Source organism: Aromatoleum sp. (genome assembly GCF_035254505.1).
GTDB lineage: Bacteria > Pseudomonadota > Gammaproteobacteria > Burkholderiales > Rhodocyclaceae > Aromatoleum.
On sequence record NZ_DATFAO010000096.1, the window covers coordinates 142849 to 165607 of the forward strand.

Genomic DNA, 22759 nt, shown 5'->3' on the forward strand with positions numbered 1-22759 from the left:
CGCCCGCGCATAACATACTGCCGTTCAGCACCGAATCGGTGCCCACCTCAAACTCCCTTAGGTAAGCGATGAGCGAGGACTCCTTCGACGACGTCACCAGCCTGCAGATCCGGCTCACCGAGCTGCGGACCGAGCATCGCGATCTTGACGATGCCATTTCCCGGCTCCAAGGCTCCCCGCAGGAAGACGAACTCCTCCTGCGCCGCCTGAAGAAGCGCAAGCTCGCGCTCAAGGACCGCATCACGGTCATCGAGCACATGCTCGAACCCGACGAATTCGCCTGAAACCGACCACCCGACAACGATCCGATGACCCAGCCCAGGACCGCCGGCCCCGAGACGCTCGCCCTGCACGCAGGACAATCCCCCGACCCTCAATTCGGCGCCCGCGCGGCCCCGATCTACTTCACGACGAGCTACGTCTTCCCCGACGCCGACCAGGCCGCAGCGCTCTTCAACCAGGAGCGGCCCGGTCACGTCTACACGCGCATCTCGAACCCGACCAACGCGATGCTCGAAGAGCGCATCGCCGCGCTAGAGGGCGGCGTCGGTGCGATTGCAGTCGCGAGCGGACAGGCGGCGCTGCACCTTGCGATCACGACATTGATGGGCGCCGGCGGTCACATTGTCGCGTCGCGCGCCCTGTACGGCGGCTCGCACAATCTCCTCGCCTACACACTGCCGCGGTTCGATATCCACACGACCTTCGTCGATCCGCATGACATCGACGCCTGGCGTGCCGCCATCCGACCCGAAACGCGCCTCTTCTTCGGCGAATCGCTCGGCAACCCCGGCCTCGACGTGCTCGACATCCCCGCGGTCGCCGACATCGCGCATGAGCACCGCGTGCCGCTGCTCGTCGACGCCACCCTCGTCACACCCTGCCTGCAGCGCCCCTTCGACCTCGGCGCCGATCTCGTCATCCATTCCGCGACGAAATTCCTCGGCGGACACGGCGTCGCCGTCGGTGGCCTGCTCGTCGACGGCGGCCGTTTCGACTGGGAGGCGTCGGGCCTCTTCCCGACGCTGACCGAGCCCTACGCCGGCTTCCACGGCATGGACTTCGCCGAAGAATCGCCGATCGCCGCCTTCCTGCTGCGCGCCCGCCGCGAAGGCCTGCGCGACTTCGGCGCCTGCCTGTCGCCGATGAATGCCTTTCAGATCCTGCAGGGCATCGAAACCCTGCCGCTGCGGATGCGCGCACATGTCGCCAACGCGCGAGCGGTCGCGGAACACCTCGCGCAACACCCGCTCGTCGAGCGCGTCGCCTACCCGGGGCTGCCCAACCACGCCGACCACGAACTCGCCACCCGCCTGCTTCCGCACGGGGCAGGCTCCGTGCTGTCCTTCGAGCTGAAGGGGGGCCGCGCCGCAGGACGTGCCTTCATCGAAGCGCTGCGCGTGTTCTCCCACCTTGCGAACGTCGGCGACGCGAAGTCGCTCGTGATCCACCCCGCCAGCACCACCCACTTCCGCATGTCTGCGGAAGATCTGCGTGCGGCGGGCATCGGCGAAGGCACCGTTCGGCTGTCGGTCGGCCTTGAAAACGACGCCGACCTGATCGAAGACCTCAACCGGGGCCTTTATGCCGCCGGCCGTGCCGTTCAGGGGTGATGAGATGGAACTGACGCTCGACAACATCCCGATCTTCGCCTACACCGGCGGCAAGTCCTTCGATCGCTGCCTGCCCGTCGTCGTCCTGATCCACGGCGCCGGCCACGACCACAGCGTGTGGAACTATCAAGCTCGCAAGCTCGCCCATCACGGCTATGCCGTGCTCGCCCCGGACCTGCCGGGACATGGACGTTCCGGCGGCGAACCGTTGAGCAGCATCGAAGCGCTCGCGAGCTGGATCGAAACCCTGCTCGACGCAGTCGGTGTCCCCCAGGCCGCCCTCGCCGGCCACAGCATGGGCTCCCTCGTGGCGCTGCAAGCCGCCACGCAATTGCAGTCCCGCGTGACGAGACTACTCCTGATCGGCAGCGTCGCGCCGATGCCGGTCGCCGCACCGCTCCTCGAAGCGGCACGCCACGATCGGAAGACTGCGCACCTGATGATCAACCAGTGGTCCTACACTCCAGCGTCGCAGCTCGGCGAAAGCCCGATTCCCGGCATGTCGCTGACGGGACTGAATACACGCCTGATGGAGCGTCAGCGCGAAGGGGTGCTGGCGACCGATCTCGCCGCCTGCAATGCCTACCGGAACGGACTGGAAGCCGCACGCAGCATTCGCGTTCCGACCGCGCTGATCTGCGCGGAGCGCGATCAGATGACCCCGCGCAAGGCAGTAACACCTTTGCGAGAGGCATTAATTGACACGCCCTCCGGCGTGCATATGATTAATATCAAAAGCGCCGGCCACGCAATGATGGCCGAAGCGCCGGATGCGGTGAGCGACGCGATGCGCAGCTTCCTCGAACGCGCGTGACATAATTAAACGGGGCCTACCCCGTCGCTCGACCGATGGCAGTCACCACAACAGGAGAGAGCCATGTCGGAACAACTCGACAGCGAGGCGGCGACGGATGAACAGGTCTTTCCAACCATTCGCGAAGTGGACGCCATGGCGCCCCTTCGATGGATGCGCCAGGGGATCGGCGACTTCAAGGCCTGCCCTCTACCAAGCCTGTTCTACGGTTTCTGCTTTGCGGCGATGGGCCTGCTCGTGACCGCCGTATTCGAACACGCCTATGAGTACACTGCGGCACTGACCTCCGGCTTCCTGCTGCTCGGCCCCTTCCTCGCAATGGGGCTTTATGAAATCAGCCGGCGCCGCGAGCAGGGCCGGCAATGCGCGCTGAGTCCGACGCTCACCGTGTGGACCCGCAACGCGGGCAATATCGGCATCTTCGCGGTCGTGCTCGGCATCGTGTTTCTCGTCTGGGCACGAGCCTCGCTCGTCGTCTTCGCGCTTTTCTATACTAACGAGATGCCCAACCTGTCCGGCTTCCTCACGGAGGTGCTGGCAATGGAAAACATCGAGTTCCTGCTCGTCTACTTCGGCGTCGGCCTGCTGTTCGCGACGATCGTGTTCGCTGCCAGCGTGATCTCCGTCCCTTTGATGCTCGACCGCGACCAGGACGCCATCTCGTCGATGCTCGCCAGCGTCGGTGCACTCGCGCGCAATCCTGGGGCGATGGCGGTCTGGGCTGCGTTGATCGTCACGCTCACCCTGCTCGGCTTTGCGAGCTTCCACCTCGGACTGGTGATCCTGATGCCGATCGTCGGCCATGCCACATGGCATGCCTACCGCGACCTGGTCGCCCCGGCGGACTCGCCGCCCGCGTCCGCCTCCCTCTGAAACCACCATGCACTCCGCCGCCGAACTTGTCACGACTGTCGCATCCCTCGCGCCCCTGCCCACCGTTTACACAGAGGTCAGGGACGAGATGGACAAACCGACGGGATCGTGTACCGAGATCGCCCACGCGATCAGCGCGGATCCCGCCCTGACGGCGAGTCTGCTTCGCCTCGTCAATAGTGCGTTCTACGGCTACGGCGGAAAGATTGAAACAATCACCCGTGCCGTCACCATTCTTGGGATGCAGCAAGTCCACGACCTCGTACTGGCGCTCTCCGTCAGCGCCGCTTTCTCAGCCCTCAAGCCGCAGCATTTCGACATGCCTGCCTTCTGGCGCAGCAGCGTCATGCGCGGTCTCGCGGCGCGCGAAATCGGTCGCAGCCACGGGATTCTCGGGGCCGAACGCCTGTTCGTGATCGCGCTGCTGGCCGACATCGGCCATCTGGTCATGCACCAGTCCGTCCCGGAACTCGCCCGCGACGCAGCCGACGCTTCGAAGCGCAACAGTGAACCGCTCAACGAGGCCGAACGGCGAGTCGTGGGCTGCGACTACGTGGAGGTCGGCGCGACGCTCATGTCGCATTGGAAACTGCCTGCCTGCTTCGCAAAGATCATCGGCGCGCAGCTCCTTCCCCGTCTCGCTGCAGAGAGCGCCTACGAGGCGGCGATCGTACACCTCGCAACGCGTATCGCGGAGGCCGATCAGAACAACGAATCCAGCACCGCCGCCGCCGAACGTGTCTCGCCGGTAATCTGGACGACCCTCGACATGCAGCCCCCCAGCTTCCGTGACATCCGCGAGTGCGCCGAACTCGACCTTGCCAATTATGTAACGCTGCTCATTCCGGACGCCGGCAGAACGCGGCACGGTCACTGACCGGTTCGCCCACGGGCGATAGCGCGCCAACGATCCACCTCAGGTTCACACAGCAGGTCGCAAACAAAGATCACAGCCTCTTCGATGTCGCTGCGCGCCTGCTTGGACAACCCCTCTCCGAGCTCGAAGGATTGAGCCCGGATGCCGAGCACGAACGCAGGCGGCGACCTGCCGGCCAGCCGCTGCGAGACAGCAAGAACCGCATCTGGCTCCAGCGCATGCGAGAAAGTCGGACTCGATCCGCTCGGGCTCTCCTCGCGGAACGTGAATGGGGACTCGGTGATGCAGCTTGCGTCGATGAACAAGGCGAGCCGCGCCCCTTCAAGTTCGAGCGCGTGCTCGACCTGCAGCTGAAAATCGACGATCAGTCTCGTTTCCTGCGGAAGAAAGGATTCAATCCGCGATGCGAGCATCGGCCCAAGCGCATCGTCTCCACGCGACTCGTTGCCGATCGCGAACACGACCAGGGGCCGATCAGTCACGCACAAGCCTGTCGGCAACGCTGCCGTCGGATTCGATCAGTTCGAGCGCGAGCGGCATCTTTCCCAAGGCGTGCGTTGCGCACGACAGGCAGGGGTCATAGGCCCGGATCGCGACTTCGATGTGATTGAGCAAGCCTTCGGTCAGCTCGCGGCCATCGAGGTAGCGACGCGCCACTTCGCGCACTGCGGTGTTCATTGCCTGGTTGTTGTGCGTCGTCGACACGATCAGGTTGCACATCGTCACCAGGTCATCGTCGCCGACCTCGTAGTGATGGATCAGCGTGCCGCGCGGGGCCTCGATGATCCCGATCCCTTCGCGCCGCCGCTCCCCGCCCGCCAGCAGCGGCCCGGCAAGGAGTTCGCCGTCGTCGAGCAGATCCCGTATGACTTCGGCCGCATGCAGCATCTCGATCATGCGCGCCCAGTGATAGGCGAGCGTCGCGTGAACTGGCCCCCCTTTGCCATGATCGATGAACTCGCGTCGTTCGGCCTCCGCCAGCGGACTCGGAATGAAGTCGCAGTTCTGCACCCGTGCAAGCGGTCCGACCCGATACCAGCCATCGTCCGGGCCGAGCTGCTGCAGGTAGGGAAACTTCATGTAGCTCCAGGGCTTGACCTGTTCGCGGATCACGCTGCGATACATGGCATCCGGGACGCCGTCGAGCAGGATGTCGCCGTCGCCGTCCCGGAAACGCAGCGTGCCGTCATACAGATCCATCGCACCATCATCGCGAACGAGGCTCATCATGTTCGCGTGAAACGCGCCGAACTGGTCATAGAGACCGGGGTTCGATCGATGCAAGCGCTTCACGAGCTCGACGGCGGTGCGGCTCCATTCGATAACCTGCCCGATCTCGCCTCGCAGCGCGTCCCGATCCTCGGCCGCCAAGTGCCTGTTCATGCCGCCCGGCACGGACCCGGTGCCGTGAATTCGCTTGCCCGCGGTCGCCCGGATTACCTCCTGACCGAAACGTCGCAACAGCACGCCTTGGCGCGCCACCTCCGGGTAGGCTTCGGCCACCCCGACCACATTACGCCGCCCCACCTCCGATTCGAAACCGAAAAGCAGGTCCGGCGACGAGAGATGGAAGAAATGCAAGGCATGCGACTGCAGGATCTGCCCGTAATGCATCAGGCGACGCAGCTTTTCGGCAGTCGGCGTGATGGCCGCGGCCCCCACGACATGATCGAGCGCCTTCGATGCCGCCAAATGGTGACTCACCGGGCAGATGCCACACAGCCGCTGCACCATGACCGGCACCTCCCAGTAGGGACGTCCCTGGATGAAGACCTCAAAACCCCGAAACTCGACGATATGCAGGCGCGCCTCGCGAATATGCCCCGACTCGTCGAGCAGCAGGGTGACCTTGCCATGTCCCTCGACTCGCGACACCGGGTCGATCACTACCCGGCGCAAGTCGCCTCGGTTTTCTGCGGTTTCAAGCGACGAAGACATATCCACCTCAGTCAAAACGCAGCAAGGGGTGCACCAGCCGTGGCGTGCGCCCCCCGATTAGATCGGTCAGAAATTTCCAGATCGCCTGGCCAGACGGCGGGCAGCCCGGAATGAAGTAATCCACTCGTACAATTTCGTGGATGGGATGCACCTTGTCGAGCAACAGCGGCAGCTCCGGATCGTCCGGCACTCGCCCGTCTTCGAGACCCTCGCGCCCAACATAGACTTGCTGCAGGCACTCGCCCAGATCGAGATGATTGCGCTGCGCAGGCAAACCACCATTGATCGCGCACGCTCCCACGGCGATCAGCGTCCTGCAGTTCGCGCGGAATTCCCGCAGCACATGGACGTTCTCGGCATTGCAGACGCCGCCTTCGATCAGCCCGATGTCACAGGGGCCACAATGCTTGATATCCGTCAGCGGCGAGCGGTCGAATTGGATGATCTCGACCAGCTCCAACAGGTGCTCGTCGATGTCCAGGAAGGACATGTGACATCCGAAGCAACCGGCGAGCGACGTCGTCGCGACACGCAGTTTCGGCAAAGGGCTCTTGTCAGTCATTCGTCACGCTCCATCGCCACCTTGCTGATCGGCGCGAGGTCGTACTTGCGTTGCCCGATCGGAGCGGCGAAACCGACTCGCTTCTTGAGGATCACACCGACCGGACAGATGTTCGCCGCACGGTCGTCCAGCGAGAAGTCGGTATCACCGAGCCGCCCCGACTCCGCGTTGACGACCAGATGTTTGTGGATTCCCCGTCCGGTGAGGGCGAACACCGCCTTGTGGTCAACGTCGCGGGACGCCCGGACACATAGCTCGCAGAAGATGCAGCGGTTGAAATCGAGCAAGACGTCGGGATGAGACGCATCGACGGGACGATCAGGATAGAAATGGGCGAAGCGCGCGCTGTTCATCTCGAGTTCGTAGGCCAGCGCCTGCAACTGGCAGTTGCCGCTCTTCTCGCAGGACGGGCAGAAATGATTGCCTTCGACAAAGAGCATCTGCAGCAGCGCGCGCCGTTCGCCGTTGATCTCGGGCGTATTGCTCTCGACCTCCATACCGTCGCGTGCCGGCAGGGCACAGGATGATACGTGCCGGCCTCCGACCTTGACGATGCACAGCTTGCATGATCCGTGCGCCGGAAAATCCGGATGCCAGCACAGGTGAGGAATGTAATGCCCCGCGGCCCGGGCGGCTTGCAGGATCGTCTGTCCATCCTCGAACGGAATCGACTGGCCATCGAACAGAAATTTTCCACTCATCGCCCCACCTCTCCGCTGCCATCGAAATGCGCATTCGCGTCGTCCCGCCCGGTCAGACGCCGGGCGGTCGCGAGCGACGCGTCGAGATCGAAGGCCGGCTGGAACTCCAACGACTGCAGACGCCGCTCATACGCTGGCCGAAACTTCACCAGCGTGTCGATCACCGCGTTCGGCGCACTCGACCCGAGACCGCAGTGGCTCGCATTCTTCAACAACCGGTCGATCCACTCGATGTCGGCAAGATCCATCTTCGCCCCCTGCCCGCTCGCAAGCTTGTCCATGTAGCCCTTCAGCAAAGAGGTGCCGACACGGCATGGCGTGCAAAATCCGCAGCTCTCGTGGGCGAAGAAATGGACGAAGTTGCGCGCCACCTCAAACGGATCCCGACGCGAATTGAAGACCATGAAGGCCCCGGCGCTCGGCACGTCCTCGAACGCGATCCTGCGGTGAAATTCATAGCTCGCCAGCGTCACGCCCGACGCCCCACCCACCTGAACCATCTCGGCGTCGGGAGCACCGCAATCCTCGAGCACCTGCGCGACCGTGACGCCGAAGGGGTATTCATAGACGCCCGCTGCGGCACAGTCGCCCGACACGGACAACAACTTGGTGCCGGTAGACTGGGCAGTCCCTGTCGCCGCGAATGCTTGTCCCCCCTGAAGGGCGATGAGCGTCGCCTTGGCGAGCGTCTCGACGTTATTCACGACGGTCGGGCGCCCCAGGTAGCCGCGCGTGGCAGGGAACGGAGGACGAATGCGCGGCGTGCCGCGTTTTCCCTCCAGCGATTCGAGCAACGCCGTTTCCTCGCCGCAGACGTAAGCACCGGCCCCAAGGTGAATCTCGATGTCGAAATCGAACCCCGGCTCGCCCAGGATCGTCCCGCCAAGCAGGCCGGCCGCACGCCGTACAGCCAACACGTCCTTCAGATGCCGCAGCAGATAACGGTATTCGCCCCGCAGGTACATCAGCCCCTGTCGCGCCCCGGTCGCCCACGCGGCGAGGGTCATCCCTTCGAACACTTGGTCGGCGTAGCTCGTCAGCAGCACCCGGTCCTTAAAGGTACCGGGCTCCCCCTCGTCCGCATTGCACACAACCACCTTGTCGGCGCCCTGCGCGTCGCGGCACGACATCCATTTCACGGCCGTCGTGAAGCCCGCGCCGCCCCGACCTCGGAGATTGGAGATGCGCATCTCCTGCAACCAGCCATCGCGCCCGCGACGCATCGCCGCGGTCAAGGCCTCCCCCGGCAGGAATCGTCCGCCGAGCAAGGCGTCGCGCCGACGGATGTTGTCGTCGACGCGGAAATACTCCGACGGCCATTCCGGAACCGGCACCTGCTGCCGGACCAGTTCGGCGATCTCTGCAACGCGCGGCCTATCGAGCCGGGTAACGGCGATCCCATTCACCAGCGCGGCCGGCCCCTGATCGCACATGCCGGTGCAGGATGTCGTATCGACACTCACCAAGCCATCCGGGGACATGGCCCCCGGCGCGACGCAGAGGGAAGCACACAAACCCGCCAACAGGTCCTGGCTGCCGAGCATCCGGTCCGTGATGTTGTCGGAGAACAGAATGCGGTAGCGCCCGACCGGGTGGTCATACAAGAAGCTGTAGAAGCCTGCCACGCCTTCGACACGCGCGCGCGGAAGATCCAGCAGTGCAGCAATATGAGTCAGGCTCCGCGGCGAAAGATGGCCGAGTGCCTCCTGTGTCTCGATGAGAATCTGAAGCAGTTGCGATGGCTCGCGACGGTGGCGATCCACGATCTGCAGGGCGATTCGTTCCGCATCATCCATGGCTGCGCTCAAGCAAAAATCATATGCCGTAATTCTATCAACAAAGGTCTGTGCACCGTTTTCGCGCGACACGAATTTATTTTCGCACCGCTGCGCTTCGCTTCTTAGTCGCGCGTCTTTGCCACCCGCAGGAAGAGCCTTGCGCGACGCGCCTTTCGGGAAAATCGCGTCACTTTCAAGCCTACTATATCTAGTCATAGAAACGGCGTTGACATACCGTAAAAAACGTTAACTAGATGTTTTATATGGAATTTATTTTTTTGCAAAAACACGCTTCGCGAGCTATTCTTCACACCGAACCGAATGACCACCAAAGGGCCAACAAGAAGACCATGAGCACGACAATCCAGCACCAGCCAAAGGGCAAGGCCGACGCTTCGACGCTCGCGCCGCAGGAGATTTCCGGCGAAGTTCTCATCGAGAAATATGCCAAGGGCGACGAACAGTCGGTCCACGAGGTTCGCGCACGCGTCGCGCGCGCACTCGCCGCCGTTGAAGCCGAAGACAAGCGCGCGCACTGGGAAGCCAAGTTCCTCGAAGCGCAGGAAAAGGGCTTCGTCCCGGCCGGCCGCATCAATAGCGCTGCCGGCACCAATCTTCAGGCAACGCTGATCAACTGCTTCGTGCAGCCGGTCGGTGACTCCGTATCGGAAGCCGTCGACGGCCGTCCCGGCATCTACACCGCGCTCGCGCAGGCCGCCGAAACGATGCGTCGCGGCGGCGGTGTCGGCTACGATTTCTCGAGCATCCGTCCGAAGGGCGCGCTGGTGCGTGGCACCCTGTCGAACGCCTCCGGCCCCGTCTCCTACATGCGCGTGTTCGACCGCTCGTGCGAAACCGTTGAATCCGCCGGCGCCCGCCGCGGCGCCCAGATGGGCGTGCTGCGCTGCGACCATCCGGACATCGAGGAATTCATCCACGCCAAGGACGAAGGCGACCTCACCAACTTCAACATCTCTGTCGGCGTGACCGACGCCTTCATGAAGGCCGTCGACACCGACACCGACGTCGAGCTCGCGCACAAGGCCGAGCCGATCGAAGAGCTGAAAGTCGCCGGCGCCTACCAGCGCGACGACGGCATGTGGGTCTACCAGAAGGTCCGCGCGCGCGAGCTGTGGGACCAGATCATGCGCTCGACGTACGATCACGCCGAGCCGGGCATCCTCTTCCTCGACCGCATGAATCAGGACAACAACCTGTATTACTGCGAAACCATCGAGGCGACGAACCCCTGCGCCGAGCAGCCGCTGCCGCCCTATGGCTGCTGCGACCTGGGCTCGATCAACCTGACGCCCTTCGTCAAGAATCCCTTCACGGACAAGGCCGAGTTCGACTACCCGGCCTTCGGCAAGATCGTCGACACCGCCATCCGCATGCTCGACAACGTGCTCGACGTGACCCACTGGCCGCTCGAGCAGCAAGCCAACGAAGCGCAGTCCAAGCGCCGCGTCGGACTCGGCTTCACCGGCCTCGGCGACGCCCTGATCATGCTCGGCAAGCGCTACGACAGCGCCGAAGCGCGTGAAGTCGCCGCGAAGATCTCCGAATACCAGCGCAACCGCGCCTACCTCGCCTCGGTCGAGCTCGCCAAGGAACGCGGCGCTTTCCCGCTGTTCAACGCCGACATGTACCTTTCGGGCGGCAACTTCGCGTCGCGCCTGCCGGCCGACATTAAGGAAAAGATCCGCAAGCACGGCCTGCGCAACTCACACTTGCTGTCGATCGCCCCGACCGGCACGATCTCGCTCGCCTTCGCCGACAACGCGTCGAACGGTATCGAACCCCCGTTCTCCTACACTTACACGCGCCGCAAGCGCATGGCCGACGGCACGTACAAGGAGTACTCGGTCGAAGACTACGCGTGGCGCCTGTACAAGCACCTCGGCGGTAACGTCGAGCAGCTTCCGCCCTACTTCGTGACCGCGCTGGAGATCTCCGCCCAGGCGCACAAGGACATGGTCGCGGCCGTCGCCCCCTACGTCGACACCTCGATCTCGAAGACGGTGAACGTCCCCGAGGACTACCCCTACACCGAGTTCGAAGACCTGTACCTGTCCGCGTGGAAGGCCGGCCTGAAGGGCCTCGCCACCTACCGTCCCAATTCCGTGCTGGGTGCCGTGCTGTCGGTCACCCCGACCAACGAGCAGAAGCAACCGCAGGACGTCGAACTGTCGGGCCCGAACAAGCGGCTGTCGATCCACAGCCTGCCGGCCCCGGTGCTGTCCAGCCTGCGTTGGCCCGGTCGCCCGGACCTGCCGGACGGCAACCCGGCTTGGACCTACATGCTGGCCACGCCGCAGGGTGAGTTCGCGCTCTTCGTCGGCCACATCGAGACCAACGGCCTGAAGGGCTTCCCCTTCGAAGTGTGGGTTAACGGCGCCGACCAGCCGCGCGGCCTCGGTGCCGTCGCCAAGACGCTGTCGATGGACATGCGCGCTAACGACCACGGCTGGCTCAAGCTCAAGCTTGAGACCCTGGCCAAGACGATCGGTGAGAAGTCCTTCGAAATGCCCTTCCCGCCGCACGGCGAGAAGAAGCTCTTCCCGGGTGTTGTCTCCGCGTTCTCCCAAGTGGTCCGCTACCGTTGCGAGAAGCTCGGCGCACTCGAAGTCGAAGGCGCGACGCCGGTGCTCGACTCCCTGTTCAGCCTGCAGGAGCCGAAGACTGGCACCGACGGCACGCTGTCCTGGACCGTCGATATCCAGAACCCGGCCACCGGTGAAGATTTCGTTCTCGGCCTGAAGGAAATCACGCTGCCTGCGCAGGACGGCCACGCCATCGGCGTCACCCGCCCCTACTCGGTGTGGCTGTCGGGCAACTACCCGCGCGCCCTGGATGGCCTGACCCGCATCCTGTCGCTTGACATGCGCGTCATGGATCCGGCCTGGATCGGCATGAAGTTGCGCAAGCTGCTGAACTACCCGGAACCGCTGGGCGATTTCATGGCCTTCGTGCCCGGCACCAAGCGCCAGCAGAACTACCCAAGCACGGTTGCCTACATCGCGCGCCTGATCATCCATCGCTACGCGATGCTGGGGGTGCTCGACGAGGAAGGCTATCCGGTGCGTGAGATGGGCATGCTCGAAGCCCCGCGCGAGAACAGCGATCCCAAGGTGATGCAGGGCGGCCTGTGCACCGAGTGCGGCAACCACTCGGTGATCCGCAAGGACGGCTGCGACTTCTGCACCGCCTGCGGCGCCGTCGGTACCTGCGGCTGATACCCGCTCCGGGCCTCCACAGGGAAGCCCGATCGAAGCCGCTTCGTTCGGAGCGGTAATGAAAGCCCACACGCTTTGGCGTCGTGGGCTTTTTTCTTTAGTCTCAAACCTACGAAGCGCCCGAGCATCACGACACCGCCCGTTCGGCTTTCCGAACAAAAAAATCGCCATTTGTTCGATTTTCCGAACACTTCGGCGAAACATCAATTTATTTTCTTCAGTCAATCAATTACTTAATTTACCGCAATCGTCTTACCCCTGCTGGCACGCGTAGTGCAATAGAACGGTGTCGGAACACCGTTTTCCGCGTACCAAAGGAGAGAAGATGAAGCTGCAAAAGACCCTGAAGGCCTCCGTCGCTGCCCTCGCGATCGCCGGTGCCATTTCCGTCGTGCCCGCTGCTGCACAAGCCGGCACCCTCGACAAGATCAAGGAATCCGGCAGCATCACGCTGGGTCACCGCGAATCGTCGATCCCCTTCTCCTACTATGACCAGAACCAGCAGGTCGTCGGCTATTCACAGGAGATGATGCTGAAGGTCGTCGACGCGATCAAAGCTGAACTGAAGATGCCGAACCTGCAAGTCAAGCTGATGCCGGTGACCTCGCAGAACCGCATTCCGCTCGTCCAGAACGGCACCGTCGCCATCGAATGCGGCTCGACCACCAACAACAGCGAGCGCGCCAAGCAAGTCGCCTTCTCGAACTCCATCTTCGTTGTCGGCACCCGCCTGATGACCAAGAAGGAGTCGGGTGTCCAGGACTTCGCCCAGCTCGCCGGCAAGAACGTCGTAACCACTGCCGGTACGACCTCCGAGCGCTTGCTGCGCAAGATGAACGAAGAAAAGCAGCTCGGCATGAACATCATCAGCGCCAAGGATCACGGCGAATCCTTCCTGACGCTGGAAACCGGTCGCGCGGTCGCCTTCATGATGGACGACGCGCTGCTCTATGGCGAACTCGCCAAGGCCAAGCGGCCGGCGGATTGGGTCGTCACCGGCACGGCTCAATCCTATGAAGCCTACGGTTGCATGATGGCCAAGGACGACCCGGCGTTCAAGAAGATCGTCGATAGCGCGATCGCCAAGACCATGAGCTCAGGTCAGGCGGAGGCCATCTACAACAAGTGGTTCCTCGCCGCGATCCCGCCGAAGAGCATCAACCTGAACTTCCCAATGTCGGACGCGATGAAGAAGCTTGTCAAAGAGCCGAACGACCGCCCGTTCGAATAAACAGGCAGTAGAGCGAAGTCGGGCCCAAGCACCGCCTGGCTTCGCCCCAATTCGATCAGATCAACAAGCGGGAACAACCCGCAAGACAAACCAGGAGACCTCCCAATGCAATCCCGTTCCCTCACGAGCTGGCTCGCCTGCCGCACCCTGCCCCTGCTGGCCGCGCTGGCCTTCAGCGGCGGCGCCTTGGCCGACGCCCACAGCAACGTCGTGATCCTCGCCACTGGCGGCACCATCGCCGGCGCGGGCGCGTCCGCGGCCAACAGCGCCACCTACCAAGCCGCGAAGGTGCCGGTCGACAAGCTCATCGCAGGCATCCCCGAACTCAAGGACGTCGCGAACGTGCGCGGCGAACAAGTGTTCCAGATTGCCTCCGAGAGCTTCACCAACGAGCACCTGCTGGCCCTCGGCAAACGCGTCTCGGCGCTCGCGAAGCAAAACGACGTCGATGGCATCGTCGTCACCCACGGCACCGACACGCTCGAGGAGACCGCCTTCTTCCTGAACCTCGTCGTGCACACCGACAAGCCGATCGTTGTCGTCGGCTCGATGCGTCCCGGCACGGCGCTTTCGGCCGACGGTACGCTGAACCTGTACGACGCCGTCGCGGTGGCTGCCGCAAAGGACGCCCGCGGCAAAGGCGTGCTGGTTGCAATGAACGACGAGATCCAGAGCGGGCGTGACGTGACGAAAGCCATCAACATCCGTACCGAAGCCTTCAAGAGCCCGTGGGGCTCCTTGGGCATGGTCGTTGAAGGCAAGACCTACTGGTTCCGTGCGCCGGTCAAGCGCCACACTGCCGACTCCGAGTTCGATATCGACGGCATCGAGAAGCTCGCTCCGGTCGAAGTCGTGTACGGCTACGGCAACATGAACGATTCGGCCTATCGCGCGTTCGCCAAGGACGGCGTCAAGGCGATCATCCACGCCGGCACCGGTAACGGCTCGGTCGGCAAGCAGATCGTTCCGGTGTTGCAGGAACTGCGCGGCCAGGGCGTCCAGATCATCCGTTCGGCCCGCGTCACCGGCGGAGGTTTCGTGATTCGCAATGCCGAGCAGCCGGACGACAAGTACGACTGGGTCGTCTCCCACGACCTGAACCCGCAAAAAGCCCGCATCCTCGCCGCCGTCGCCCTGACCAAGACGCAGGACAGCAAGGAACTGCAGCGCATCTTCTGGGAATACTGACCACACGTCGGTACCACTGCGGCACCGGCAGGGCGGCACCATCGCCCTGCCGGAGCGGCCGCAGCCTCGATAACCTCGGAGCTCACGCATGGAATACCAATGGAATTGGGGCGTCTTTCTGCTGCCCACGACCACCGGCGACGGGACTTACCTCGACTGGATGTTCGCGGGCCTGAAGACGACCCTGGCCCTGTCCCTGACAGCCTGGCTGATCGCCCTGCTGTTTGGCGCCGTCGTCGGTGTGCTCCGCACGGTGCCTCACCGCGGACTATCGTTCGCCGCGACCACCTACGTCGAAATGTTCCGGAACGTGCCGCTGCTCGTGCAGCTGTTCTTCTGGTATTTCGTGCTTCCCGAACTGCTGCCGCTGAGCATCGGTGACGCGTTCAAGGCCATGAACCCCATCGTCCAGCAGTTCATCGCAGCGATGATCTGCCTCGGCTTCTTCACCAGCGCTCGTGTTGCCGAACAGGTCCGTTCCGGCATCAACGCGCTGCCGCGCGGCCAGAAGAACGCCGGTCTCGCGCTCGGTCTGACGCTTGCCCAGACCTATCGTCACGTCATGCTGCCGATGGCCTTCCGCCTGGTCGTCCCCCCGCTGACTTCCGAGTTCCTGAACATCTTCAAGAACTCCGCAGTGTGCTCGACCATCGGCCTGCTCGAGTTGGCCGCACAGGGACGGCAACTCGTCGACTACACGGCTCAGCCCTATGAGTCCTTCGTCGCGGTGACGGTCGCCTACCTCATGATCAACGTCGTCGTCATGCTGGCAATGCGCAAGGTCGAAGTCCTCGTGCGCGTCCCCGGCTACCTCGGAGGCAAATAAATGTTCGGTTCCTACGAATTCGACTGGACCTCGATCCCCGGCGCCGTCCCCTTCCTTTGGCAAGGGATGACGACCTCGCTGCAGATCACCGGCCTCGCAATCGTCTCCGGCATCGTTTGGGGCACCCTGCTTGCGATGGCGCGACTGTCGTCGGTGCGGGCCCTCTCCTGGGCCGCCGCGGGCTACGTGAACCTCTTCCGCGCCGTGCCGCTGGTCATGGTCCTGCTGTGGTTCTTCCTGATCGTGCCGAAGCTGCTCGAAAGTTTCCTCGGCCTGCCCTCCGGCTCGGACGTGCGCCTCGCCTCCGCAATGGTCGGCTTCGCGCTGTTCGAATCGGCCTACTACGCCGAAATCATCCGTGCCGGCATCCAGTCCGTGCCGAAGGGACAGCTCGGCGCCGCCAGCGCATTGGGCATGACCTACTCGCAGGCGATGCGCTACGTGATCCTGCCGCAGGCCTTCCGCAACATGGTGCCGCTGCTGCTCACGCAGGCGATCATCCTGTTCCAGGACACCTCGCTGGTCTACGTCTCGGCCCTCGCCGACTTCTTCGGCGCCGCCTACAAGGTCGGCGACCGCGACGGCCGTCTCGTCGAGCTCGTGCTCTTCGCCGGCGCCGTCTACTTCGTCGTCTGCTTCACCGCCTCCCAAGCCGTGCGCCACTTCCAGAAGCGCCTGCAGAGCGCCTGAGCGACGGACTCCCAGACAACACCTCATCGACAAAGGCATCTTCATGATCACCATCGACAAGGTCAGCAAGCATTACGGCAACTTCCAGGTCCTTACCGACTGCTCCACCCACGTCAACAAGGGCGAAGTGGTCGTGGTCTGCGGCCCCTCGGGCTCGGGCAAATCGACCCTCATCAAGTGCGTCAACGGCCTCGAGCCCTTCCAGCAAGGCGACATCAGCGTCAACGGCACCTCCGTCGGTGACCCGAAAACCAACCTCTCGAAGCTGCGCTCGCACGTCGGCATGGTCTTCCAGCACTTCGAGCTCTTCCCGCACATGAGCATCACCGAGAACCTCGCCCTCGCGCAGGTCAAGGTCCTCAAGCGCAGCCGCGACGAAGCGATGGAGAAAGGTCTCTACTTCCTCGACCGCGTCGGCCTCAAAGCGCATGCCCACAAGTTCCCCGGCCAACTCTCCGGCGGCCAGCAGCAACGGGTTGCAATTGCACGTGCGCTCGCGATGGATCCGATCTGCATGCTGTTCGACGAACCCACCTCGGCACTGGACCCCGAGATGATCAACGAAGTCCTGGACGTCATGACCGAGCTTGCGCAAGAAGGCATGACTATGATGTGCGTCACGCACGAAATGGGCTTCGCCAAGCGCGTCGCACACCGCGTGATCTTCATGGACCATGGCAAGATCGTCGAAGACGACCGCAAGGAAGCCTTCTTCGCCAACCCGCGTTCCGAACGCGCTCAGCAATTCCTCGCCAAGATTCTTCAGCACTGAGCATCGAAAGCCGCGGAGCGCACACCGACCCTGCGTGTTCCGCGGTTACCCCCGGCCGTCCCGCATCCGGTTCGGCAATCGCAAGTGGCACCGCTCAAATCCCCATTGGAAACCGCAGCACTCTGCCCCTAAAATCATTCCGGGACTCCATACCCCACCGCATTCCGACACCCCAGCCGCTCTCCCCTGTGCGATCACGCCTGCTGCTCGTTCTCCGTCTCGCGCTTTTCCTGGGCTGCCTCCTGACGGCAGCTGCCGCCGGCTATCACTTCAGCTCCCGGGCGGGACTGGCAACCCTTCGCTCCGACACCCTGCACGATCTGGAACTCCTCGCCTCCTCCGTCGACGCCACCGTCACCCGCTATTCGCACGTACCCAGCGCCGTCGGCCTCAATACCGAGGTCCTTGCCCTCCTCCGAACCGACGACAAGCAACACACGCCGCACCAGGAATCGGCCAACCGTTACCTGGAGCAACTCAACGCCTTTCTCGGCGGACTCGCAATCTTCGTTGTCGACATGCGGGGACAGGTCGTCGCTTCCAGTGACTGGATCTACTCTGACAACCTCCTCGGGCAAGACCAGCGCAAACGTTCCTATTACTTGGCCGCGTCCCGCGGCGCCCCGGATCGCTACTACGCAGTCGATGAACCGCGCGACGAAGCCGGCTACTTCTTCGCCCAGCCGATTCGCGACGAAACGCGCGACTGGAAGATCGTCGGCGTCGCTGTCGTCAAGGTCGGCCTCGCGGAGCTCGAACGCGGGTGGATGCAGAAAGAGGAACCTGTGCTGCTCGCCGACGCCAACGGCGTCGTGATCCTGTCGTCGGTGCCCGACTGGAAATACACCACGATCAAGCCCTTGAGCGGCGAAGTCGCAGCAGAAATCCAAGACACCAAACAGTTCGCGGGCCACGCGATACATCCATTCCCGATCAACATCCTCGACGACGACGATCGGCCGCGGCTTGCCTCCTTCCCCGATGCGCCGACCTTGAGCGGCGGACGTCATCTGAAAGTCCGCGATTTCCTGCTCGAATCGCGGCGCCTCCCCGGCACGGGCTGGCAGTTGCTGACATTCGCCGACCTACGACCCGCACGTGCCGATGCCGCCACGCACGGGGCCTTGGCCGCGGCCGCGACAGGTTGTGTCATCCTGCTCGCGCTGTTTCTCATCCAGCGGCGTCGGACGCTCAGAAGCAGGGCCGAAGCACAATTCCTCCTCGAACGGGCGAACGCCGAACTGGAACAAAACGTCGCCGCCCGGACCGCGGACCTCGTCGCGGCCAACGACCGCCTCCGTGCCGAAGTCAGCGAGCGCCAACGCGCCGAGCAAACCCTACGATCTGCTCAGGACGAACTCGTGCAGGCAGCGAAGCTCGCGGTGCTCGGACAACTCGCCACCGGCATCACCCACGAGCTCACTCAGCCGCTGGGCGCCCTTCGCACCCTTTCAGGCAACGCGATCGAATTCATGCGCCGCGGCGACGACAGAACCGCCCAGAAGAACCTGCAGATCATCGGCGAACTTGTCGACCGCATGGGCGAAATCATCGGGCCGCTCAAGACCTACGCGCGCAAATCCCCTCCCCACCCCCAGACCGTCGACGTCGCCCACGCCCTCGGCAATGCACTCTTTCTCCTCGACCAGAAATTGCGACGTGCCGGCGTCGTCGTCGATAACCGCTGCACGAAGGGTTCAGCGCTCGCCTGGTGCGATCAGAACCGTCTCGAGCAAGTGCTGGTCAATCTGATCGGCAACGCCGTCGATGCCATGGCAGATGCTCCACGAAGGCAACTGCGCCTGGAGGCAGGGCTGGGCGACCTCGGACGCCTCCTCGTAAGGGTGATCGACAGCGGCGCCGGAATTTCGGATGATGCCCTGTCGCACATCTTCGAACCGTTCTTCACGACCAAGCCAGCAGGCGTCGGCCTCGGCCTGGGCCTCGCGATTTCGCAAGACATTGTTCGCGATTTCGGCGGCGACCTCACCGCGGCCAATCATCCTGCCGGGGGTGCTGTCTTCACACTCGACCTGCCAACGCCAGTACTCCCGAACACATGACGCCCATTTCCTCCCAGACTCCAGACCTCAAAGTCCTGATCGTCGAAGACGATCCGAACGTCCGACTGGGCTGCGAACAAGCCATTCAGCTCGCCGGAATCCCGGTGGACGGCGTTGCTTCGGCGGAAGCGGCCATCCCTGTGATCGGCCAGGATTTCCCTGGCATCCTAATCACCGACATGCGTCTTCCGGGCATGAACGGACTCGAACTGCTCAAGAAGGTCGTGCTCAACGACCCCGCCCTACCGGTCATCATGATCACCGGCCACGGCGATGTATCGCTTGCCGTCGAGGCGATGCGTGCCGGCGCGTACGATTTCATCCCAAAACCGTTCTCGCCTGAACATCTCGTCGAAGTCGTCCGCAGGGCACTCGAAAAGCGCAGCCTGACGCTTGAGGTCGAAAGCCTTCGCCGCCGGCTGGCCCACCGCGACGCCATCGAAGCTCGCCTCATCGGCCGCTCGCCCCAGATTGAAAAGGTCCGCAGACTCCTGCTCGACGTCGCAAATACTGCCGTCGACGTCCTTATCCTTGGAGAAACCGGCTCCGGCAAGGAAATGGTCGCCCGCTGCCTCCACGACCTGAGCAGTCGCCACGCAGCGAACTACGTTGCACTCAATTGCGGCGGACTCCCCGACAACCTGATCGACAGCGAGTTGTTCGGCCACGAAGCGGGAGCCTTCACCGGCGCGCAGAAGCGTCGTATCGGCAAGATCGAACACGCGAACGGGGGCACGCTCTTCCTCGACGAGGTCGAGAGCATGCCGATGGCAGTTCAGATCAAGCTGCTGCGCGTGCTGCAAGAGAGAGTCATCGAGCGCCTCGGCTCCAATCAGCTCATTCCGGTCGCTTGCCGGGTCGTCGCCGCCACGAAGGAAAACCTGAAGGATCTTTCCGACAAGCAAAGATTTCGCGCGGATCTTTACTACCGGCTCAACGTCGTCACGATCGACCTGCCGGCACTACGCGATCGCAGGGAAGACATCCCGCTGCTGCTCGAACACTTCATGCTCCACGCGGCGCAACAGCATGGGCGCCCGCTCCCGGAAGTCAGCCGCGAACAATTGCAGCAGCTCATGGCCCATGACTGGCCCGGTAACGTGCGGGAACTCCGGAATGCGGCGGAATGCCTCGTTCTGGGTCTCAGACGGGATTTCGGCAAGGGATCGACGGCCGAACCACGCGAGCTATCGCTTGCTGAAGCAGTAGAAGACTTTGAGCGGTCCCTGATCGCCGCAGAATTGCGCCGTCAGAACGGGAATCTCGCACGAAGCAGCGAAGCCTTGCGAATTCCGAAAACGACGCTGCACGACAAGATCCGCAAGTACGGACTGCAGGCCTAGGCCAAGGCGTCAGTGCATTGCAGACGCCAGCTGGAACGATCAAACCCCGGGGACCGTTTCGGCCGGCACGATATTCCAGCCCAGCAAGGGCATGGCCCGGAACAGCGCGGTGATCGTCTTCGCGTCGGTAATCCGCCCGTCGAATATCGCCGCTATCGCGTCCTGAGGCTGCAGGCTCAGGACCTCGAGGAATTCTCCATCGTCGAGCGCATCGCCGACATGGATGAGATCGCGCGCGAAAAAGACCTCGATTCGCTCGTCGGAGTAACCGATACACGGGTGCATTACGCCGACGTACAGCCAGGCACCCGCTTCGTACCCGGTCTCCTCCCGCAACTCACGCTGCGCACACCCGAGCAACTCCTCCCCCGCGTCGATCTTGCCTGCGGGTAGCTCGAGAAACGCACGCCGGAGCGGATATCGGAACTGCCGCTCGAAAAGCAGGGAGCCATCCGGCAGGACGGCGATCACAACGACCGCCCCGGGATGGCAAACATACTCACGGACGCTCTCCGCGCCGTCGGGAAGGACCACCCGGTCCTGACGTACCTTCAGCAGTACGCCATCGTAGACCGAGCGGGATTCGAGCTCGACTTCCTCGAGCGGGTCACGCTCAGAGTGAGGCGAGGAGCGCATAGGCGCAAAGCGACATGAGCCCTTGCGGCAGCAGCCCCAGAACCGCGATCGCAAGACCATTGGCCGTCAGCAGCACACGCAGTTCGCCCGGTGCACTGATAGGCGCCGGATCCTGTGGCTCGTCGAAGTACATCACCTTCACGACGCGCAGGTAGTAGTATGCCCCGATCACTGACATCACGACCGCCAGGACTGCGAGCCACACATAGCCGGCCGCGACGACGGCCTGGAGGACCGACAGCTTGGCGAAGAAGCCGATGAAGAACGGGATTCCCGCCATCGAGAACATCACCATCATCATTACGGCGGCGAACCAGGAGCTGCGCTTGTTCAGTCCCTTGAAGTCATCGATGGTTTCGGCTTCAAAACCGGCACGCGACAGCAGGATCACCATGCCGAACGACGCCAGACTCATGATGACGTAGGAAACAGCGTAAAACATCGCTGAGCTATATGCATTCAGCGCGAAGTTCCGATCGCCATCGACCACGCCCGCCAGCATGCCAAGCAGCACGAAACCCATGTGCGAGATGCCCGAATAGGCCAGCATTCGCTTGATGTTGGTCTGTGCGATCGCCGCGAAGTTGCCCAGGATGATCGACAGCACCGCCAGGAACATCAGCATCGACTGCCACTGGTCGGCGAGTTCGAACAGGCCATACACCAGGACACGCATCGTCATCGCGAAGGCAGCCAGCTTCGGCGCGGTCGAGATCATCAGCGTCACTGCGGTCGGCGCGCCCTGATAGACGTCCGGCACCCACATATGGAATGGAACGACACCGAGCTTGAATGCCAGACCGGCGAGGACGAACACCAGACCAAACACTAGAACGGTCTTGTTGGCCGCCTGCTGGTAGATCGACTGTGCGATCGCCGACAGTTCCAGGCTTCCCGTCGCGCCGTAGATCATCGAAATGCCGTACAGCAGCAGACCGGACGCCAGCGCGCCCAGGGCGAAGTACTTCATCGCTGCTTCGGTCGAGCGGGCCGAATCCCGATCGAACGCCACCATGCCGTAGAGCGACAGGGACATCATTTCGAGGCCCATGTAGAGCGACAGCAGATGGTTGGCGCTGATCATGACCATCATGCCGAGGCTCATGAGCAGCGACAACAGGTAATACTCCGCGCGTTCGATCTTGCGGTCAGCCATATATCCGCGGCCATACAACAGCGAAACCGCAACGGCCAGCAGCGAGAACACCTTCAACAGCCCGCCGAGCATGTCACCGATAAACATGCCGTTGAACGTCGCAACGACCTCGTTGGCCGCATAACCTTGAGCGAGTCCCATCACGCCTTCGGCAAGCTGATTGCCGAACAGCGGCACTTCTGCAATCACGGCCGCGACGGCCGCGAGCAGATTCGGGCTCACCAAAATCGTCAAGGCGGCGGCAAACAACAGCGTGAGTTGCGTCAGGCCGTAAGCAAGATCGCTCGCGATCCGACGCGCAAACGTCGCGCTCAGCATGACCACGAGCGCCATCACGGCGACGAATATCTCGGCCGTTGCGGGGTAGAAGTCCGGGACAACGAAATTCATCTTCTGACCAGTCCGAAAAAGTGTCTCGCCCGCTCTTAGAGCTTGCTCACGGCAACATGCCGCAGGAGTTCA

20 protein-coding genes are annotated in these 22759 nt (G+C 63.0%); 13 read left to right on the forward strand and 7 right to left on the reverse strand.

From position 1 onward, the window contains the following. Positions 1 to 68 precede the first annotated feature (68 nt). The 5 genes from VJ673_RS21420 to VJ673_RS21440 all read left to right on the forward strand — a co-directional run bounded on the left by VJ673_RS21420 (position 69) and on the right by VJ673_RS21440 (position 4177). A complete protein-coding gene (locus VJ673_RS21420) occupies positions 69 to 284 on the forward strand; it encodes a YdcH family protein (protein WP_015436638.1) in 216 nt (71 codons plus the stop codon). A gap of 24 nt (positions 285 to 308) precedes the next feature. Further along, complete coding sequence (locus VJ673_RS21425) at positions 309 to 1613, forward strand: O-acetylhomoserine aminocarboxypropyltransferase (protein WP_324128200.1); 1305 nt, start codon at positions 309 to 311, stop codon at positions 1611 to 1613. Between the two features lie 4 nt (positions 1614 to 1617). Then, the gene (locus VJ673_RS21430) at positions 1618 to 2427 is read left to right on the forward strand and encodes an alpha/beta fold hydrolase (protein WP_324128201.1); all 810 of its coding nucleotides are present in this window, start codon (positions 1618 to 1620) and stop codon (positions 2425 to 2427) included. Between the two features lie 63 nt (positions 2428 to 2490). Further along, a complete protein-coding gene (locus tag VJ673_RS21435) occupies positions 2491 to 3300 on the forward strand; it encodes a DUF2189 domain-containing protein (protein WP_324128202.1) in 810 nt (269 codons plus the stop codon). A gap of 7 nt (positions 3301 to 3307) precedes the next feature. Continuing rightward, positions 3308 to 4177 carry an HDOD domain-containing protein gene (locus VJ673_RS21440; protein WP_324128203.1) on the forward strand — a complete coding sequence of 290 codons (870 nt, stop codon included), beginning with the start codon at positions 3308 to 3310 and terminating at the stop codon, positions 4175 to 4177. Here the strand turns inward: VJ673_RS21440 and VJ673_RS21445 are convergent. The 5 genes from VJ673_RS21445 to VJ673_RS21465 are packed head-to-tail and all read right to left on the reverse strand — an operon-like array spanning position 4171 to position 9174. Next, positions 4171 to 4638 (reverse strand): hydrogenase maturation protease, encoded by a 468-nt coding sequence (locus tag VJ673_RS21445; RefSeq protein WP_324128204.1) that lies wholly within the window; start codon positions 4636 to 4638, stop codon positions 4171 to 4173. The genes VJ673_RS21440 and VJ673_RS21445 overlap by 7 nt on opposite strands. Before the next feature lie 13 nt (positions 4639 to 4651). Further along, positions 4652 to 6115 carry a Ni/Fe hydrogenase subunit alpha gene (locus VJ673_RS21450; RefSeq protein ID WP_324128205.1) on the reverse strand — a complete coding sequence of 488 codons (1464 nt, stop codon included), beginning with the start codon at positions 6113 to 6115 and terminating at the stop codon, positions 4652 to 4654. Between the two features lie 7 nt (positions 6116 to 6122). After that, complete coding sequence (locus VJ673_RS21455; RefSeq protein WP_324128206.1) at positions 6123 to 6677, reverse strand: NADH-quinone oxidoreductase subunit B family protein; 555 nt, start codon at positions 6675 to 6677, stop codon at positions 6123 to 6125. Further along, positions 6674 to 7378 (reverse strand): 2Fe-2S iron-sulfur cluster-binding protein, encoded by a 705-nt coding sequence (locus VJ673_RS21460; protein ID WP_324128207.1) that lies wholly within the window; start codon positions 7376 to 7378, stop codon positions 6674 to 6676. Before VJ673_RS21460 ends, VJ673_RS21455 begins: the two co-directional genes overlap by 4 nt. After that, the gene (locus VJ673_RS21465) at positions 7375 to 9174 is read right to left on the reverse strand and encodes an NAD(P)H-dependent oxidoreductase subunit E (RefSeq protein ID WP_324128222.1); all 1800 of its coding nucleotides are present in this window, start codon (positions 9172 to 9174) and stop codon (positions 7375 to 7377) included. The genes VJ673_RS21460 and VJ673_RS21465 overlap by 4 nt, the downstream gene beginning before the upstream one ends. Positions 9175 to 9506: 332 nt before the next feature. On the opposite strand from VJ673_RS21465, the gene VJ673_RS21470 reads away from it, so the two are divergent. From VJ673_RS21470 to VJ673_RS21505, 8 genes are all read left to right on the forward strand, one after another. Continuing rightward, a complete protein-coding gene (locus VJ673_RS21470) occupies positions 9507 to 12392 on the forward strand; it encodes an adenosylcobalamin-dependent ribonucleoside-diphosphate reductase (RefSeq protein WP_324128208.1) in 2886 nt (961 codons plus the stop codon). 325 nt (positions 12393 to 12717) lie between these two features. Next, positions 12718 to 13623: a glutamate/aspartate ABC transporter substrate-binding protein gene (locus tag VJ673_RS21475; protein ID WP_324128209.1), complete on the forward strand. Its 906-nt coding sequence runs from the start codon at positions 12718 to 12720 to the stop codon at positions 13621 to 13623. Between the two features lie 105 nt (positions 13624 to 13728). Further along, positions 13729 to 14811: a type II asparaginase gene (locus tag VJ673_RS21480; protein WP_324128210.1), complete on the forward strand. Its 1083-nt coding sequence runs from the start codon at positions 13729 to 13731 to the stop codon at positions 14809 to 14811. 88 nt (positions 14812 to 14899) lie between these two features. After that, a complete protein-coding gene (locus tag VJ673_RS21485; protein WP_324128211.1) occupies positions 14900 to 15637 on the forward strand; it encodes an amino acid ABC transporter permease in 738 nt (245 codons plus the stop codon). Then, on the forward strand, positions 15638 to 16327 hold the full coding sequence (gene gltK, locus VJ673_RS21490; protein ID WP_324128212.1) for a glutamate/aspartate ABC transporter permease GltK: 690 nt from the start codon (positions 15638 to 15640) through the stop codon (positions 16325 to 16327). 43 nt (positions 16328 to 16370) lie between these two features. After that, positions 16371 to 17099, forward strand: coding sequence for an amino acid ABC transporter ATP-binding protein (locus VJ673_RS21495; protein WP_324128213.1), 729 nt, complete (start codon positions 16371 to 16373; stop codon positions 17097 to 17099). A gap of 188 nt (positions 17100 to 17287) precedes the next feature. Beyond that, a complete protein-coding gene (locus VJ673_RS21500; protein ID WP_324128214.1) occupies positions 17288 to 19162 on the forward strand; it encodes a sensor histidine kinase in 1875 nt (624 codons plus the stop codon). Next, positions 19159 to 20505, forward strand: coding sequence for a sigma-54-dependent transcriptional regulator (locus tag VJ673_RS21505; protein WP_324128215.1), 1347 nt, complete (start codon positions 19159 to 19161; stop codon positions 20503 to 20505). Before VJ673_RS21500 ends, VJ673_RS21505 begins: the two co-directional genes overlap by 4 nt. A 39-nt stretch (positions 20506 to 20544) precedes the next feature. Here VJ673_RS21505 and VJ673_RS21510 read toward each other — a convergent pair whose 3' ends face one another. Both VJ673_RS21510 and nuoN read right to left on the reverse strand, forming a co-directional pair. Next, positions 20545 to 21141: an NUDIX hydrolase gene (locus VJ673_RS21510; RefSeq protein ID WP_324128216.1), complete on the reverse strand. Its 597-nt coding sequence runs from the start codon at positions 21139 to 21141 to the stop codon at positions 20545 to 20547. After that, entirely contained in the window at positions 21119 to 22687 is a 1569-nt protein-coding gene (nuoN, locus tag VJ673_RS21515; RefSeq protein ID WP_324128218.1) for an NADH-quinone oxidoreductase subunit NuoN, read from the reverse strand. Before nuoN ends, VJ673_RS21510 begins: the two co-directional genes overlap by 23 nt. Positions 22688 to 22759: the final 72 nt, after the last annotated feature.

Coding starts and splice junctions, on each gene's coding strand:
- VJ673_RS21450 (WP_324128205.1), bottom strand. CDS start 6,115: ATGTCTTCGTCGCTTGAAACCGCAGAAAACCGAGGCGACTTGCGCCGG.
- VJ673_RS21435 (WP_324128202.1), top strand. CDS start 2,491: ATGTCGGAACAACTCGACAGCGAGGCGGCGACGGATGAACAGGTCTTT.
- VJ673_RS21440 (WP_324128203.1), top strand. CDS start 3,308: ATGCACTCCGCCGCCGAACTTGTCACGACTGTCGCATCCCTCGCGCCC.
- VJ673_RS21475 (WP_324128209.1), top strand. CDS start 12,718: ATGAAGCTGCAAAAGACCCTGAAGGCCTCCGTCGCTGCCCTCGCGATC.
- VJ673_RS21510 (WP_324128216.1), bottom strand. CDS start 21,141: ATGCGCTCCTCGCCTCACTCTGAGCGTGACCCGCTCGAGGAAGTCGAG.
- VJ673_RS21430 (WP_324128201.1), top strand. CDS start 1,618: ATGGAACTGACGCTCGACAACATCCCGATCTTCGCCTACACCGGCGGC.
- VJ673_RS21495 (WP_324128213.1), top strand. CDS start 16,371: ATGATCACCATCGACAAGGTCAGCAAGCATTACGGCAACTTCCAGGTC.
- nuoN (WP_324128218.1), bottom strand. CDS start 22,687: ATGAATTTCGTTGTCCCGGACTTCTACCCCGCAACGGCCGAGATATTC.
- VJ673_RS21420 (WP_015436638.1), top strand. CDS start 69: ATGAGCGAGGACTCCTTCGACGACGTCACCAGCCTGCAGATCCGGCTC.
- VJ673_RS21460 (WP_324128207.1), bottom strand. CDS start 7,378: ATGAGTGGAAAATTTCTGTTCGATGGCCAGTCGATTCCGTTCGAGGAT.
- VJ673_RS21425 (WP_324128200.1), top strand. CDS start 309: ATGACCCAGCCCAGGACCGCCGGCCCCGAGACGCTCGCCCTGCACGCA.
- VJ673_RS21465 (WP_324128222.1), bottom strand. CDS start 9,174: ATGGATGATGCGGAACGAATCGCCCTGCAGATCGTGGATCGCCACCGT.
- VJ673_RS21455 (WP_324128206.1), bottom strand. CDS start 6,677: ATGACTGACAAGAGCCCTTTGCCGAAACTGCGTGTCGCGACGACGTCG.
- VJ673_RS21485 (WP_324128211.1), top strand. CDS start 14,900: ATGGAATACCAATGGAATTGGGGCGTCTTTCTGCTGCCCACGACCACC.
- VJ673_RS21470 (WP_324128208.1), top strand. CDS start 9,507: ATGAGCACGACAATCCAGCACCAGCCAAAGGGCAAGGCCGACGCTTCG.
- VJ673_RS21505 (WP_324128215.1), top strand. CDS start 19,159: ATGACGCCCATTTCCTCCCAGACTCCAGACCTCAAAGTCCTGATCGTC.
- gltK (WP_324128212.1), top strand. CDS start 15,638: ATGTTCGGTTCCTACGAATTCGACTGGACCTCGATCCCCGGCGCCGTC.
- VJ673_RS21480 (WP_324128210.1), top strand. CDS start 13,729: ATGCAATCCCGTTCCCTCACGAGCTGGCTCGCCTGCCGCACCCTGCCC.